At 68.2% G+C, this 15,383-nt stretch carries 13 protein-coding genes; 4 read left to right on the forward strand and 9 right to left on the reverse strand.

Going from position 1 to position 15,383, the window contains the following annotated elements; translation table 11 throughout:
* The first annotated feature begins 66 nt into the window (after window positions 1-66).
* Both OE647_RS11040 and OE647_RS11045 read left to right on the forward strand, forming a co-directional pair.
* On the forward strand, window positions 67-699 hold the full coding sequence (locus tag OE647_RS11040; protein ID WP_263721782.1) for a TetR/AcrR family transcriptional regulator: 633 nt from the start codon (window positions 67-69) through the stop codon (window positions 697-699).
* A gap of 125 nt (window positions 700-824) precedes the next feature.
* Entirely contained in the window at window positions 825-3,326 is a 2,502-nt protein-coding gene (locus tag OE647_RS11045; RefSeq protein WP_263721783.1) for a GcvT family protein, read from the forward strand.
* Between the two features lie 58 nt (window positions 3,327-3,384).
* Here OE647_RS11045 and OE647_RS11050 read toward each other — a convergent pair whose 3' ends face one another.
* The 8 genes from OE647_RS11050 to coaBC all read right to left on the reverse strand — a co-directional run bounded on the left by OE647_RS11050 (window position 3,385) and on the right by coaBC (window position 11,352).
* Window positions 3,385-4,152: a glycoside hydrolase family 25 protein gene (locus OE647_RS11050; protein WP_263721784.1), complete on the reverse strand. Its 768-nt coding sequence runs from the start codon at window positions 4,150-4,152 to the stop codon at window positions 3,385-3,387.
* Between the two features lie 81 nt (window positions 4,153-4,233).
* Complete coding sequence (locus OE647_RS11055; RefSeq protein ID WP_263721785.1) at window positions 4,234-4,569, reverse strand: carboxymuconolactone decarboxylase family protein; 336 nt, start codon at window positions 4,567-4,569, stop codon at window positions 4,234-4,236.
* Window positions 4,570-4,664: 95 nt separating this feature from the next.
* Window positions 4,665-5,321: a class I SAM-dependent methyltransferase gene (locus tag OE647_RS11060; RefSeq protein WP_263721786.1), complete on the reverse strand. Its 657-nt coding sequence runs from the start codon at window positions 5,319-5,321 to the stop codon at window positions 4,665-4,667.
* Window positions 5,322-5,323: 2 nt separating this feature from the next.
* The gene (locus OE647_RS11065) at window positions 5,324-6,403 is read right to left on the reverse strand and encodes an NAD(P)/FAD-dependent oxidoreductase (protein ID WP_263721787.1); all 1,080 of its coding nucleotides are present in this window, start codon (window positions 6,401-6,403) and stop codon (window positions 5,324-5,326) included.
* Between the two features lie 106 nt (window positions 6,404-6,509).
* The gene (locus OE647_RS11070) at window positions 6,510-8,534 is read right to left on the reverse strand and encodes a M3 family metallopeptidase (RefSeq protein WP_263721788.1); all 2,025 of its coding nucleotides are present in this window, start codon (window positions 8,532-8,534) and stop codon (window positions 6,510-6,512) included.
* 61 nt (window positions 8,535-8,595) lie between these two features.
* On the reverse strand, window positions 8,596-9,633 hold the full coding sequence (locus tag OE647_RS11075; RefSeq protein ID WP_263721789.1) for a HesA/MoeB/ThiF family protein: 1,038 nt from the start codon (window positions 9,631-9,633) through the stop codon (window positions 8,596-8,598).
* The gene (dut, locus tag OE647_RS11080) at window positions 9,630-10,097 is read right to left on the reverse strand and encodes a dUTP diphosphatase (protein ID WP_263721790.1); all 468 of its coding nucleotides are present in this window, start codon (window positions 10,095-10,097) and stop codon (window positions 9,630-9,632) included. The genes OE647_RS11075 and dut overlap by 4 nt, the downstream gene beginning before the upstream one ends.
* A gap of 49 nt (window positions 10,098-10,146) precedes the next feature.
* The gene (gene coaBC, locus OE647_RS11085; protein WP_263721791.1) at window positions 10,147-11,352 is read right to left on the reverse strand and encodes a bifunctional phosphopantothenoylcysteine decarboxylase/phosphopantothenate--cysteine ligase CoaBC; all 1,206 of its coding nucleotides are present in this window, start codon (window positions 11,350-11,352) and stop codon (window positions 10,147-10,149) included.
* 153 nt (window positions 11,353-11,505) lie between these two features.
* On the opposite strand from coaBC, the gene OE647_RS11090 reads away from it, so the two are divergent.
* Both OE647_RS11090 and OE647_RS11095 read left to right on the forward strand, forming a co-directional pair.
* Window positions 11,506-12,381, forward strand: coding sequence for a glutathione S-transferase (locus OE647_RS11090; protein WP_263721792.1), 876 nt, complete (start codon window positions 11,506-11,508; stop codon window positions 12,379-12,381).
* A 57-nt stretch (window positions 12,382-12,438) separates the two neighbouring features.
* The gene (locus tag OE647_RS11095; RefSeq protein WP_263721793.1) at window positions 12,439-13,953 is read left to right on the forward strand and encodes a YifB family Mg chelatase-like AAA ATPase; all 1,515 of its coding nucleotides are present in this window, start codon (window positions 12,439-12,441) and stop codon (window positions 13,951-13,953) included.
* A gap of 455 nt (window positions 13,954-14,408) precedes the next feature.
* Here OE647_RS11095 and gshB read toward each other — a convergent pair whose 3' ends face one another.
* Complete coding sequence (gene gshB / locus OE647_RS11100; protein ID WP_263721794.1) at window positions 14,409-15,377, reverse strand: glutathione synthase; 969 nt, start codon at window positions 15,375-15,377, stop codon at window positions 14,409-14,411.
* Window positions 15,378-15,383 lie beyond the last annotated feature (6 nt).

Genomic DNA, 15,383 nt, shown 5'->3' on the forward strand with positions numbered 1-15,383 from the left:
TGACCATATGGTCAAGGTTGAGACCACCACAACCTGACCAACCGGTCAACGATTATCTTGGGGGCCATGGCCGAAGTCGAACGCATATCCAAGCGCGGCGCGATCCGGCAGGAGAACGAGGCGCGCATCCTGTCGGCCGCCGAAAAGGTCTTTGCCGAGGCCGGATTCGGCGGCGCGACGATGCAGCTGATCGCTGACATGGCGGGGCTGCCGAAGGCCAACCTGCATTACTACTTCGCCACCAAGGAAGAGCTTTACCGCAAGGTCGTGCAGCAGATCTTCGAGATCTGGCTGCACGCGGCCGACAGTTTCGACGACGCGCCCGGCCCGGTCGAGGCGATCGGCGCCTATATCGACGCCAAGATGGAAATCTCCCGCCGCCATCCGTTCGGCTCCAAGGTCTGGGCCAGCGAGGTGATGCACGGCGCGCCGGTGATCCAGGACTACCTCGAAACGACGCTCAGGGAGTGGACGGGGGGCCGCGCGAAGCTGATCCAGAAATGGATCGACGAGGGCAAGATGGCGTCGATCGATCCCCGGCACCTGCTTTACATGCTCTGGGCGACGACCCAGCACTACGCCGATTTCGGTCACCAGATCGAGACGCTGAACGGCGGCAAGCCGCTGTCGGACCGGCAATGGAAAGAAGCCAAGGAAAGCGTCAGGTCGATCATCCTGCGCGGCATCGGGGCGCTCTGAGGCGGTGGCGCCGAAAACGACGAGTGCTTGTGTCGCTTTTAAATCAACAAGCGTCGGGCTGACCTTTCAGAATAACCACGCCTCTGGCAATTAGGAGCCAATCATTTCCCCCGAGGAGTCGGCCCATGAAGACCCATGTCAAAGCCCTAGTCGTCGGCGGCGGTGCCGTCGGATGCGGAATCGCCTATCACCTTGCGAAAGCCGGTTGGGACACGATGCTGCTGGAGCGGGACGAGCTGACCTCGGGCTCGACCTGGCACGCGGCCGGTCTGCTGCCGCTCTTCAACATGTCCTACGCGACGACCCACATCCACAAGTACTCGGTCGACTTCTACAAGACGCTCGAGGCGGAAACCGGGCTTAACGCGGGCTTCGCGGTCGTGGGCAACCTGCGCATGGCGCAGACCGACGCGCGGATGGACGAATACATGCTCTATTCGTCGGTCGCAGAGACCGCCGGGGTCTATCATGAATTCCTGACCCCCGCCCAGATCAAGGAGCGCTGGCCGCTGGTCCGGACCGAGGACCTGAAGGGCGCGCTCTTCCACCCGCAGGACGGCTACATCAACCCCGCCGACGTGACCCAGGCCATGGCCAAGGGCGCGCGCCAGCTGGGCGTCACGATCGAGCGCAAGTGGCAGGTGGACGGCTACCGCTGGACCGGCTCGGAATGGATCGTCTCGGTCACGAAGATGGTCGAGAAGGGCGGCAACCTGGTCCCGGGTGAGGAAAAGGCCGAGATCCACGCCGAACACGTCGTCACCGCCACCGGCAACCACGCCCAGCGCACCGCCCGCCTTCTGGGCATCAAGATCCCCGCGATCCCGGTCGAGCACCAGTACATCGTCACCGAACCCGATCCGGCACTGCAAGCCTGGCGCGCCGCTGGCAACCCGGAGCACCCGGTGCTGCGCGACGCCGACGCCAAGTGGTACGTCCGCGAAGAGCGCGGCGGCTGGATCCTCGGGCCCTATGAAAAGGGTGCCCCGGCCCGCTTCCTCTACGACGTGCCGGAAAGCTTCCGCGCCGACCTCTTCCCGCTCGACCTGGAGCGGATCGAGGAAGAATACATGTCGATGATCCACCGGATCCCGACCTCGGAAACCGTGGGCCTGAAGGACGACTTCAACGGCCCGATCTGCTACACGCCGGACGGCAACCCGCTGGTGGGCCCCGCCCCGGGCCTGCGCAACATGTGGCTGGCCGAGGGCTTCTCCTTCGGGATCACCGCGGCGGGCGGCACCGGCTACTACCTGGCCCAGATGATGGTGAACGGGGAGGCCGAGATCGACATGGCCTCGCTCGACCCCAAGCGCTACGGCAGCTGGATGACGACCGAATATGCCGCGCGCAAGAACGAGGAGTGCTACGACCACGTCTTCGTTCTGCACCACCCGGACGAAGAGCGCGAAGCCTGCCGTCCGCTGCGCACCGCGCCGGTCTATGACCGCCAGAAGGCGCTTGGCGCGCAATTCGGCCAGGTGAACGGCTGGGAACGCCCGAACTACTACGGGCCGAAGGACGCGCCCGCGTCGTTCGACCACGACAGCCGTTCGTTCCGGCGCGGCGCCTGGTGGCAATACGCCGTCGATGAAGCCAAGGCGATCCGCGAGACCGCCGGCCTGATCGACGCGACCGCGTTTACCAAGCACACCGTGCGTGGCCCCGGCGCGACCGAGTTCCTGGACTGGTTCACCTGCAACAAGCTGCCCGCGATCGGCCGGATCAACCTGACCTACGCGCTGACCTCGGCGGGTACCACGCGGACCGAATACACCATCGTCCGCAACGGCGAGAACGACTACTACCTCGTCTCCGCCGGTGCCTGGACCGCCTATGACGCGGACTTCCTCAGGAAGTCGGCCGAGGACTTCATGGCGAACGGTGGTGGCCACATCGATATCAACGATGTCACCACCCAGTGGGGCGTCTTCGCCATCGCGGGTCCTAAGTCGCGCGACATCCTGAAAGAGATCATCAAGGATGCCGATCCCGACACCGCGCTGTCGAACAAGCGCTTCCCCTGGCTGTCGGCCCGCAAGATCGAACTGGGCATGTGCCCGGTCAACGCGATCCGCGTGGCCTACACCGGTGAGCTTGGCTGGGAACTTCACCACCCGATCGAGATGCAGCGCTACCTCTGGGATCTGCTGCTGGCCGCGGGCGAAAAGCACGGCATGAAGCTGGTCGGCGCACGCGCCCAGAACTGGCTGCGGCAGGAAAAATCCTACCGCGCCTTCGGGACCGAGCTTGGCCGCGACGCGACCCCGGCCGAAGCGGGCCTGGACCGGTTCATCGACATGTCGAAGGACTTCCACGGCAAGCAGGCGATGCTCGACACCGGCATCCGCGCCATGTGCGTCACGCTCCTGATCGACGGTCCGTCGGACACCGATCCCTGGGGCAAGGAAGCGCTGCTTCTGAACGGCGAAAAGATCGGGCGCCTGACCTCGGGCGGCTACTCGGTCGCCTTTGGCAAGCAGATCGGCATGGGCTATGTCCGCCCCGACCTCGCCGCCGTGGGCACCAAGCTGAAGGTGCGGATGCTGCGCCAGGAATGGGACGCGGAGGTGGTCGAGGACAGCCCCTTCGACCCGAAGAACGAGCGCATCCGCGTCAACGGCTGATCGCCCGACCGATCGCAACCAATTTAGGAAAGGGGCCGGGAAACCGGCCCCTTTCGCGTCAGAGCGTCGCGGCCGCGAGCCAGGCCTGCCAGGCGCCCTCGCTTCCGGCAAAAGCGTTCAGATCGACCTGGCCGCGCACCCCTGGCACAAGCCCGGTGCCGGTGTACTGCCAGAAGGTCCAGCCCCGGTGCCCGAAGGTATCGTGCGGATGGCCCGCGACCGAGCGCAGCCAGAACGGGTAGTTGCCCAGCCGCCAAAGCTCGTTCTCTTCCCAGAAATCGACGGTGGTGTAGATAATCGGCGTCTTGCCCCAGGCGAGCGTCACCGTATCCAGGAAGGCCTGCGCCTCGGCCCGAACGGTCTCGGGGTCCGGGCGGCTCGGGCAGTTGCGCGACTGGGTCCATTCGATGTCCAGGACCGGTGGCAGCGTGCCCGCGCGCGGCGGCGCGTTTTCCAGGAACCAGCGCGCCTGTTCCGCCCCGCCCCTGCAATGGTAATAGAAGTGATAGGCCCCCGTGGGGATGCCTGCGGCGGCGGCGCCCTGCCAGTGATGCGCGAAAAGCGGGTCGGCAACATCGCCGCCCTCCGTCGCCTTGATGAAGGCGAAACTCACGCCGGACCCCGCGACCCGGCGCCAGTCGATCGCGCCCTGCCAGCGCGACACGTCGATCCCGTGCACCGGGTAGGTGTCGGGCGCGTTCTGCCGCCAGGCGTAGGGATCCGCGTCGTCAAAGCGGCTCGGGATGCCGCGCGGATGGCCGCCACCGCAGCCCGCCAGCGCGGCGGCGGTGATGGCCATCAAGAGAAGACTGGAAACTGCCCGCATGTCTGCCTCACGCTGTTGTTCGCGTTTAGGCGCAGCATAGGCTCAAAAGGCGTTTCTGTCACCGTCCCGAAAGGCGCGCCCTCAGGCCGCGAGTTCGTCCCAGCAGGCCAGCGCATGGCCGGCATACATGACCGACGGCCCACCCCCCATCTGGATCGCCATGGCCAGGACGTCGCCCAGTTCCTCGCGCGTGGCGCCAGCTTTCATCAGCGCCTCCACATGGAAGTTGATGCAAGGCTCGCAGCGCATGACCACCGCCATGCCGAGCGCGACATATTCCTTTTCCTTCACGCTCAGCGGGCCGTTTTCCTTCACCGCCTTCGACAGTGTCCCGAAGCCGCCCATCGCACCGGGGATGGTGCGGTTCAGAACGCGCAGCTCGCTGCGCATCTCGTCGATCTTTTCCTTGTAGGACATGAGAACTCCTTGCGTTTTGCCGCGATCTTCCATGGTCCGATGGCGCGCGCCTTGATCAAGGTCATGTCATTCAAGAAAACGAATGCAACTCTGCGTCACACCGGACGGCGGAAAATGAAACACAGGTTGTTCGCAGGCATCTCCTCGACCGTCACGGGCAAAAGCCCTTCGGTCTCGCCGGTGGCGAGGACCCAGGCATCGTCCTTGTAGCCGATCGCCGGGTCCTGGCCGCGAAGGTTGGCGTCAAAGGCGATGTCGCCTGGGCTGGTCAGCGCGCCGCCCCGGCGGAAGGGCCCGTAAAGCGCCGCCGTGCCACCCGGCACCAGCACCCGCGCCATGCCCCCCAGGACCGACTGCGCCTCGGCCAGGCTGATCAGATGCAGAAGGTTCGCGGCGAACACGAGGTCTTGCCCGCCAAGGCTTCGCCCCCAATCCAGCTCGGAGATATCAAGAAGCACCGGCGCGGCGAGGTTGGGCAGGCCTGCCTCCGCGCGCCAGGCCGCGATCGATGCCAGAGCATCCTCCGACCCGTCGGTCGGCTGCCAGGTGAGGCCGGGGAAAGCCCGCGCGCAGGCAACCGAGTGCTGGCCTGTGCCTGCGGCCAGTTCCAGCGCCCGTCCGCGTCCGGGCGCATGACGGCCCAACACCGCGACGATGGCCGCCGCATTTCGCCCGGCGGAGGGGGCAAACCGGCGCGCATCGTCCCCCTCGCCCGGGGCGCTGTAGGGCAAGATCAGCTTGCGCGGCGCCATCGTCAGCGCAACCGTGCGGGCGAAAGCGCCGCCGTGGCCCGCGCGCCGATTTCGGGCGCGCAGCCGCCGATCAGATCGGCGATATGGCGGCTGGCGGCGGCGCAGGTCTGAAACCCGTAGCCGCCCTGCCCGGCCAGCCAGTAGAAATCCTTGACCTCGGGGTCCTCGCCGATCACCAGGACCCGGTCAGGGGCGAAGGTCCTGAGCCCCGCCCAGGAGGCCAGAAGCCGGGTGACGGGTTCGGTCACGAACTCCTCGTAGCGCGCCAGCCCCTCGGCCAGGACCATGTCGTCGGCCCAGGCATCATGGGGCTCCATCGGATGCTCCTCGGCCGGAGAGACGATCAGCGCGCCAGCGTCGGGCTTCATGTACCAGGTTTCCCCCGCGCCGAAGACCATCGGCCAGCCCGCGACATCCTGCCTGCCCGGCGCCGGGATGCGCGCCATGGAGCGGCGGAACGGCCGCAGGCCCAGCGGCACGACCCCTGCAATGCGGGCAACATCGTCGGCCCAGGCCCCGGCGGCGTTGATCAGGACGCGCGCGACAAGATCGCCCCCGGCCGTCACCACGCGCCAGCCAGCGTCCAGACGCTCGATTCCGGTGACACGGCGGCCGGTTTCAAGCCGCGCGCCATTGGCCCGCGCCTCGCGCGCGAAGTTCTGGATCAAGAGGTCGGTGTCGATGTCCTGCGCCCGCGTGGTGTGAGCCGCCATCGTCACCCGTTCCGGCGACAGGATCGGCACCAGCGCGCGCGCCTCGTCAACCGGGATACGGGCAAGGTTCATCGCCCCCGCCTCCTCGGCGAATGCGGCGTCCTCCCCGGGCCCGCCGACCAGCAGGAGCCCGCGCGGCGACAGGACGCCGCCGTTGGCCTCCGCCAGATAGCTGCCGCTGGCCGCCGTAAGGTCGTTGACGGCGCCACGGCCATAGCCCGGCTCGTAAAGCGCCGCGGACCGGCCGGAGGCGTGCCAGGCCAGCGCCGTCTCGCCCTCGACCAGCGTGACCGAGCCCAGATGCGACAGACGCGCCGCCGCCGATACGCCCGCGATCCCACCACCGATGATCAGGAAATCCGTTGTCATGGCCGCACCACGTCACTCCGTTCTGGAAAGAAAAAAGGGCTGCGGGTGAGGCCCTTGCAAAACTCACTTCACCCGGCCCCGCGCCGGGACTGCTGACACCAGCGTGTCAGCAGTCAACCAGCCCCCGCCCGCGCAAGAGCGCCTCCACCCCCGGCATCCGGCCCCGGAACCCGGTGTAAAGCGCCTCGGCCTCTTGCGAGCCGCCAGCGGACAGCACCCAGGTTTCCAGTTGCTTCGCCGTCGCCGGGTCGAAGGGATCGCCCGCTTCCTCGAAAGCCTCGAAGGCGTCGGCGTCCATGACCTCGGACCACATGTAGCTGTAATAGCCCGAGGAATAGCCGTCGCCGGCAAAGACATGGGCGAAATGAGGCGTCGCGTGGCGCATGCGGATCGCAGAGGGCATCCCGATCCCCTCCAGCACTGCCGCCTGCGCGGCCATCGGGTCCTTGGGCGCGGCGCCCTCATGGAAGGCCAGATCGACAAGGGCCGAAGCCACATACTCCACCGTCGCGAACCCCTGGTCGAAGTTCCGCGCGGCCAGGAGCCGGTCCAGCATGTCCTTCGGCATCGCCTCGCCTGTGCGCACATGGCGGGCGTGGGCCTCGATCACCTCCGGCACCTCCAGCCAGTGTTCGTAAAGCTGGCTCGGCAATTCGACGAAATCGCGCGCGACCGAGGTGCCGGAAATGCTCTCGAACGTCACGTCCGACAGCATCTGGTGCAGCGCGTGGCCGAATTCGTGGAAGAGCGTGCGCGCATCGTCCCAGGACAAGAGCGCCGGTTCCCCCTTGGCGGGCTTGGCGAAGTTGCAGACGTTGACGACCACGGGGCGCACCTCGCCCCCCAGCTTGCGCTGCTGGCGGAAGGCCGAGCACCAGGCACCAGAGCGCTTCGAGGGGCGGGCGAAGTAGTCGCCGATGAAGACCGCCATATGGCGCCCATCGCGTGTCACCTCCCAGGCGCGGGCGTCAGGGTGATAAAGATCGACCTCCAACGGCCTGAACGACAGGCCGAAAAGCCGCGTGGCGCAGTCGAAGGCCGCGCCGATCATCGCATCGAGCGAGAGGTAGGGCTTCAGCGCCGCCTCATCCAGCGCATGATCCCGCGCCCGGCGCTTTTCGGCGTAGTAACGCCAGTCCCAGGCTTCGAGCGCGCCGTTGATCCCGTCCTCATGCATCATGCCGGCGAGGATGCCCGCGTCCTCCAGCGCCTTGGCGCGGGCGGGCTCCCAGACCCGAAGCAGAAGCTCCCGGACACGTTCGGGCGATTTCGCCATCTCGGTTTCAAGCTTGTAGGCCGTGAAACTGGGATAGCCCAGAAGCTTGGCCCGCTCTTCCCTGAGCGCCAGGATCTCAGCCGCGATGGCGCGGTTGTCGGTGGCGCCGCCGCCAGCACCGCGCGCGGCCCAGGCCTCATAGGCCTTTTCGCGCAAGCCACGGCGGGCGGAAAACTGCAGGAACGGCACGATCAGCGACCGGCTGAGCGTAACGACATGCCCCGCGCGCCCGCGTTCCTCGGCGGCGGCGCGGGCGCTGGCCACGACGAAATCGGGCAGGCCCTCCAGGTCCGCCTCCTCCAGCGCCATGAACCAGTCGCGCTCATCGGCCAGAAGGTTCTGCGTGAACTCGGTGGACAGTACGGCGAGCCGTGCCTTGACCTCGGTCATCCGGTCCCGCGCCGGGCCTTCCAGCTTGGCGCCCGCGCGGACGAAGCTCCGCCGCGTCAGCTCCAGCACCCGGGCCTCCTCTGGCGCAAGCCCAAGGGTCTCGCGCGCCTGCCACAGTGCCTCGATCCGGCCGAAAAGCCGTTCGTTCATCGTGACCTCCGAGGCGAAGGCCGAAAGCTTCGGCGCCAGTTCGCGTTGCAGCGCCTCGCGCGCAGGCGTGCTGTCGGCACCCGCGAGGTTGTAGAACGTGCCCGCCACGCGCGACAGCGTCTCCTCCGCCAGTTCCATCGCGGCGATGGTGTTGGCAAAGCTCGGCGGCGCCTCACTGTCCGCGATCGCCGAGATACTGGCGCGCGCCTCGGCCAGCGCCGCATCGAAGGCAGGGCCGAAATCCTCGTCCCGGATCGCGGCGAAGGGCGGAAGCGCATAGGCGCCGGTCCAGGGGGCAAGCAGCGGGTTCGTCATCTGGGTCTCCTGTTTGCCACGCAAGCTAGGGGCGCGCCCGGCGAATTGCCAGAGCGCCCGATCAGCCGTGCACCCCGCCGCAGACCGCACAGTCGGGGTTGCGCTTCAACGTGATGCCGCGCGCCTCGGCGTAAAGCGCGTCATAGATCAGCATCCGGCCCCGCAGCCCCTCGCCCGCGCCGGTGATCTCCTTGATCGCCTCCACCGCCATCATCGCGCCGACCACGCCCGGAAGCGCCCCCATGACACCCGCGACCGCGCAGGCCGGGGCGAGCCCGTCGGCGGGGCGCTCGGGGAAGATACAGGCGTAGCAGGGCGCGCCCCGCGCGGGATCGTAAAGGGAGATCTGCCCCTCCCACTGGGTGATCGCGGCCGAGATCAGCGGCTTGCCCGCCGCGACCGCCGCGGCATTGATCATGTAGCGGGTGTCGAAATTGTCCGACCCGTCGAGGATCAGGTCGTACCCGGCAAAAAGCGCGGGCGCCTCGGCCTCCGAAAGCCGCCGGTTATGGGGCCTTATCTCGATGAAGGGGTTCAGCGCCTTCATCGCCGCCTCGGCCGAAAAGACCTTGGGCTGGCCGATGCGGGCGTCGGTATGGATCACCTGCCGCTGGAGGTTTGAGGAGGACACGATGTCATCGTCGATCACACCGATGGTTCCCACCCCCGCCGCTGCCAGGTACAGCAGCGAGGGCGACCCCAGCCCGCCCGCGCCCACGACCAGCACCTTCGCGCCCTTCAGGCGCTTCTGCCCCGGCCCCCCGACCTCCCTGAGCACGATGTGGCGGGCATAGCGGTCCAGTTCGGCCGGGCTGAAGGCGCCCGTCTGGGCTGGCGGCGGCGCCGGCCGGACGCGCCCGCGCAGGACGCCCAGCCCCTTGCGATAGGTCAGGATCATGGCCACGACCCCACCCGCGACCAGCCAGTGTTCGAAGCTCCCACCCAACGCCCGCGCCAGCGCATGCCCCTGAGGCAAAAGAAGATGGGCCAACACCACGGCGCCCCAAAGCACCAGGAGCATCCCCCAGACGATCTGGGCCGGGAACTTCAGCACCAGCCCGAGCGCCACCAGGAACGCCGCGATCAGAAGGACGGTCATGACCGCCCCGTCGAGCCGAAGCCGCCCGCCCCGCGCGCCGTCTCGCCCAGCGTCCCGGCGGCCTCGAACCGGGCCTGGACGACGGGCGCTACGATCATCTGCGCGATCCGGTCGCCATGGGCGATAACAAATGGCTCCGCCCCAAGGTTGATCAGCAACACCCCCAACGGCCCGCGATAATCGCTGTCGATGGTACCGGGCGTATTGGCCAGCGAGATGCCGTGTTTCAGCGCGAGGCCAGAGCGTGGGCGGATCTGCGCCTCGTAGCCCTCGGGGATCTCGATCCTGAGGCCTGTCGGCACCAAGGCGCGCGCCATGGGCGCCAGCACGATCCCCTCGACCCGCAGATCCGGCGGCAGGTTCGCGCGAATGTCCGCGCCCGCCGCGCCCACCGTTTCATAGCGCGGCAGGTCCACGGCCGGATCGGCCCAGTCCTCTCGCATCACCCGGATCACCGGCACCATCGCCTACCCCTTCATTCTGGCCCAAATACTCCCGCCGGAGGCACCCGCCCTAGCCACTCGTCCCCAGGGTTTCGGCGATGCGCAGGGCCAGCCGCCGCGCGACCTCGTCCTTCGGCAGCCGCGGCCATTCCTCCGCCCCCGCGGCAGTGATCAGCGTCACCGCGTTTTCACCGCCCCCCATGATCCCCGTCGCGGGCGAGACATCGTTGGCCACGATCCAGTCGCAGCCCTTGCGCGCGCGCTTGGCGGTCGCATGGGCGATCACGTCATCGGTCTCAGCGGCGAAGCCCACGACAAGCGCGGGCCGCCCCTGCGTCATTCGCGACACCGTCGCGAGGATGTCGGGGTTCTCTGCGAATTCAAGCGCGGGCGCACGACCCGACCCGTCCTTCTTCATCTTGGACCCGGCGGCGTTCGAGACGCGCCAATCCGCGACCGCTGCGGCAAAAACCGCGATATCGGCAGGCAGCACCGCCTCGACCGCCGCAAGCATGTCCCGCGCGGTCTCGACCCGCTGGACCGCGACCCCGCCCGGGGCCGGAACCGAGGCGGGGCCGGTCACGAATGTGACCCGCGCGCCCAGATCGCGCAGCGCCGCCGCGATCGCGGTTCCCTGCGCGCCCGACGATCGGTTGGCGATGTAGCGCACCGGGTCGATGGGCTCATGCGTGGGGCCGGAGGTCACGACGACATGGCGGCCCTTCAGCGGCCCCTCTCCCAGCGCCGCCTCGGCCGCCGCCACAATCTCCAACGGTTCGGCCATCCGGCCGGGCCCGTATTCGCCGCAGGCCATGTCGCCCTCGTTCGGACCGGCAAAAAGGATGCCGTCGCGTTTCAGCGCCGCGATGTTGCGCTGATTGGCGGGGTGCAGCCACATCCGCACGTTCATCGCCGGCGCGACCAGAACCCGCTTGTCGGTCGCCATCAGAAGGGTGGAGGCCAGGTCGTCCGCATGCCCCCCCGCCATCTTCGCCATCAGGTCCGCCGTCGCCGGCGCCACGACCACCAGATCGGCGGAACGGGACAGCTCGATATGCCCCATCTCGGCCTCGTCGGTGAGGTCAAAAAGGTGGCGGAAGCACTTCGCCCCCGCCAGCGCACCCGCCGAAAGGGGGGTCACGAACTCCTCCGCCGCGCAGGTCAGGACGGGCGTCACCGACGCGCCCCGTTCGCGCAGGCGCCGGATCAGGTCGAGCGCCTTGTAGGCCGCGATTCCACCGCCGATCACCAGAAGGATACGCTTGCCTGTCAGCATCGGCCCTCTCCCTTGCCTGCCTCAGGATTAGGCGCGGGGGCGGGTAATGACAAGCCGGGGCATCGTTCACGATCCGTGATGACCGCGGCCACAATTCATGGTGTGCATTCCCCGCGCCCCGCGACTAGGGTCGCGCCGAACAAGGAGGCGCAGATGACCTACGAACTCGCCATCGGCGACCGCAGCTATTCGAGCTGGTCGCTCCGGGGCTGGCTCTTCTTTGAAAAGTTCGGAATCCCGGCGACGACGCGGCGCTGCGTTCTCTACACCGACGAGGTGCAGAAACTGCTGGCCGATTTCGCCCCGGCCCGGCTTGTGCCCGCGGTCAAGACGCCCGAGGGCGAGGTCATCGGCGAAAGCATCGCCATCCTCGAAACCCTGGCGGAGCGCCACCCGGACGCGGGGCTTTGGCCGACGGACCCTGCGGCCCGGATCATGGCGCGCTACATGGTCGCGGAGATGCACGCGGGCTTCACCGCGCTCAGGGGCGATTGCGCGATGAACCTCCTCAAAAGCTACGAGGACAGCGCGCCGCGTCCCGAGGTTCTGGCGGAACTCGCCCGGCTCGAGCTGATCTGGGCGCGCGCCCACGACCGTTTCGGCGTGGAGGGCCCCTGGCTTTTCGGGCGCTACAGCGGCGCGGATGCCTTCTTTGCCCCGGTCGCCACCCGCATCGCCACCTACAACCTGCCGGTGTCGGCGGCAGCCCAGGCCTATGTCGATGCGCATCTGGCCGATCCGTCCTTCCGCCGGTGGCGCGCCATGGGCCGGGCCGAAAACCTGGTCCAGCCGAGCTATTACAAACCCTACGCCGAGCGCCCCTGGCCCGGCCCGGCGCCCCTGGTGGCCGAGGCCTGCGAAGGGCCTTCGCTGAACGACGCCTGTCCCTATTCGGGCAAGCCCGTCACCCATTTCCTGCGCCTCGACGGCCGCGTCTGGGGCTTTTGCAACGCGTTTTGCCGCGACAAGACGCTCCACGACCCGGAGGTCTGGCCGAGGTTCATGGCGATGGTGGAAAGCGCGCGTTAACCATTCCTAAACCCTCGCCCCGCTACCCCTTGGCGCAGGGGTAGCGGAGACGGGCGGATGGTGGCGCGCACCTTCACGGTGGCCTTCGAGGGGGTCGAGGCGCGAACCGTCGAGGTTCAGTGCGCCGTCGCCAACGGCCTTCCGGCCTTTTCCATCGTCGGGCTGGCCGACAAGGCGGTGAGCGAGGCGCGCGACCGCGTGCGCTCGGCGTTGTCAGCGCTCTCGATCGCGCTGCCGTCGAAGCGGATCACGGTGAACCTGTCGCCCGCCGATCTGCCGAAGGAAGGCTCGCACTTCGACCTGCCGATCGCCCTGGCCCTGCTGGCCGCGATCGACATCATCCCGCGCGAGGACGCCGAGACGACCGTGTCGCTGGGGGAGTTGTCTCTGGACGGCCGGCTGGTCGCGGTGGCGGGCGCCCTTCCCGCCGCCATGGCCGCGGCGGAGGAGGAACGGCAGCTTCTTTGCCCCAGGGCCTGCGGTCCGGAAGCCGCCTGGGTCGGGGCGACGCCGGTCTTTGCCGCGGCCTCCCTGGCCGAGGTCCTGCGCCACTTCACCGGCCAGGCGCCCATCGCCCCCGCAACGCCGGGCGAGGTCCGCGCCAGCGCGGGCACCCGCGACCTGCGCGACGTGAAGGGACAGGAACGCGCCAAGCGCGCGCTGGAAATCGCGGCGGCGGGGCGCCATCACCTGCTGATGGTGGGAACGCCCGGGTCCGGCAAATCGATGCTGGCCGCGCGCATCCCAGGCATCCTGCCGCCGCTGTCCCCGGTCGAGGCGTTGGAGACCTCGATGATCCACTCGCTCGCGGGTCTTCTGGACGAAGGCGGCATCAGCCGCGCGCGGCCCTTTCGTGAACCGCATCACACCGCCTCCATGGCCGCGATCGTCGGCGGCGGGCGCGGCGCCAAGCCGGGAGAGGTCAGCCTGGCCCATAACGGCGTCCTTTTCCTGGACGAACTGCCCGAATTTCCCCGGCCCGTCCTTGAAACCCTGCGCCAGCCGATCGAAAGCGGCGAGGTCGTGGTCGCCCGCGCCAATGCCCATGTGCGCTACCCCTGCCGCTTCCTGATGGTGGCCGCCGCCAACCCCTGCCGCTGCGGCTATCTTTCCGATCCCGCCCGCGCCTGCGCGAAAAGCCCCGGCTGCGGCGAGGATTACCTGGGCCGACTCTCGGGTCCGCTGATGGACCGGATCGACCTTCGGGTCGAGGTTCCCCCGGTCGCCTTTGCCGACCTCGACCTGCCCGCGACCGGCGAAAGCTCCGCCACTGTTGCCAGCAGGGTGGCCGCAGCGCGTGAGGTGCAAACGCTGCGCTTTCGCGATCAGCCGGGGGTTCGGGTCAATGCCGAAGCCGAGGGCGCGCTTCTGGAAGAAATCGCGGCGCCGGACACAGAGGGGCGCGACCTGCTTCTGAAGGTGGCAGAGCGCTTCGGCCTGTCGGCGCGCGGCTACCACCGGGTCTTGCGCGTCGCCCGCACGGTCGCGGACCTTGACGGCTCGGCCAGGGTCCGCAAGCCCCACGTCGCCGAAGCGGTCAGCTATCGCCTGACGCTCGCGAAGACGCTCTAGCGGCGGGGTCGCGCCCATCCCCCGGCGCGCGGTCGGTCAGTTCCCTGAACCGTTCGAACGGCGGCAGGACATCGGTCGCCTGGCGACAGCGCGGCAAGGCCCCCGGTCCCGTCTTGTCGGTGAAGGGCGCCAGGGCACCGTCGCCCGACGCGGCGTTGTCGCGTGCTACTGGTCGGCCAGCCGGACTGCGCCCGCCCCCGGCGCCACGCCCCGAGCGCAACGTCATCAGCGCCATGACCCGCGACAATAAGGCTATCCCCTACGGTCTGCGGGTCCTCGCATGCGGCGGGGAAGGGATGTTTGGGCGCAAGCCGTTACGCTGGCGCACAAACGAAATTTCCCGCGCCGCTTATCCGGGCCAGCGTCAGCCGAACTCCGAACGTACGACTCGCGCACGGCGACCGGGTCGGTCTGCCGCGGCAGCGCAGGTTTGACGGCCACGCGCAGGGTGGCGTTCAGGACCCGGAACCTGAGGCCCGATGCCCTTCCCGGCGCGCCTCGATGACCTCCCAGATCATCGCGGCGACGTTGGTGCCGTCGAAACGCTCCAACTCCTGGATTCCGGTCGGGGAGGTCACGTTGATCTCGGTCAGCCAGTCGCCGATGACGTCGATGCCGACGAAGATCTGGTCCTTCTTGCGAAGCGTCGGCCCGATCGCGGCGCAGATCTCCCGGTCGCGTTCGGTCAGGCCGACCTTCTCGGGCCGCCCGCCGACATGCATGTTCGAGCGCGTCTCGCCTTCGGCCGGGACGCGGTTGATGGCGCCGACGGGCTCGCCATCAACCAGAATGATGCGCTTGTCGCCCTTCACGACGGCGGGGACGTATTTTTGCGCGATCAGCGGCTCGCGATTGATGCCGGTGAAAAGCTCGTGCAGCGAGGCGAGGTTGCGGTCGTTCGGGTCCAGCCGGAACACGCCCGCGCCGCCATTTCCGTAAAGCGGCTTGAGGATGATGTCCCCGTGTTCGGCCTTGAAGGAACGGATGGTGGCCAGGTCGCGGGCGATGAGCGTCGGCGGCGTAAGGTGCGGGAAGTTCAGCACCAGAAGCTTTTCGGGGCAGTTGCGCACCCAGAACGGATCGTTGACGACCATCGTGCCGGGGGCAAGCCGTTCCAGCAGGTGGGTGTTGGTGATGTAGCTCATGTCGAAGGGCGGGTCCTGGCGCAGCCAGACGACATCCCAGTCGTCCAGATCGACCTCGACCTCGTCGCCGAGCGTGAAGTGGTTGCCCTTTTCGCGCCGCAGCGTCAGCGGCCAGCCCCGCGCGAGGATCCGCCCCTCGCGGTAGGACAGACGATCGGGCGTGTAGTAGAACAGCTCATGCCCGCGCGCCTGGGCCTCCAGCGCGATGCGGAAGGTGGAATCGGCGTCGATGTTGATGGGCCCGATCGGGTCCATCTGGATTGCGACCTTGAGTGCCATGGCGTT

Source organism: Albidovulum sediminicola, assembly GCF_025751575.1.
In the GTDB taxonomy this organism is placed as follows: domain Bacteria; phylum Pseudomonadota; class Alphaproteobacteria; order Rhodobacterales; family Rhodobacteraceae; genus Albidovulum; species Albidovulum sediminicola.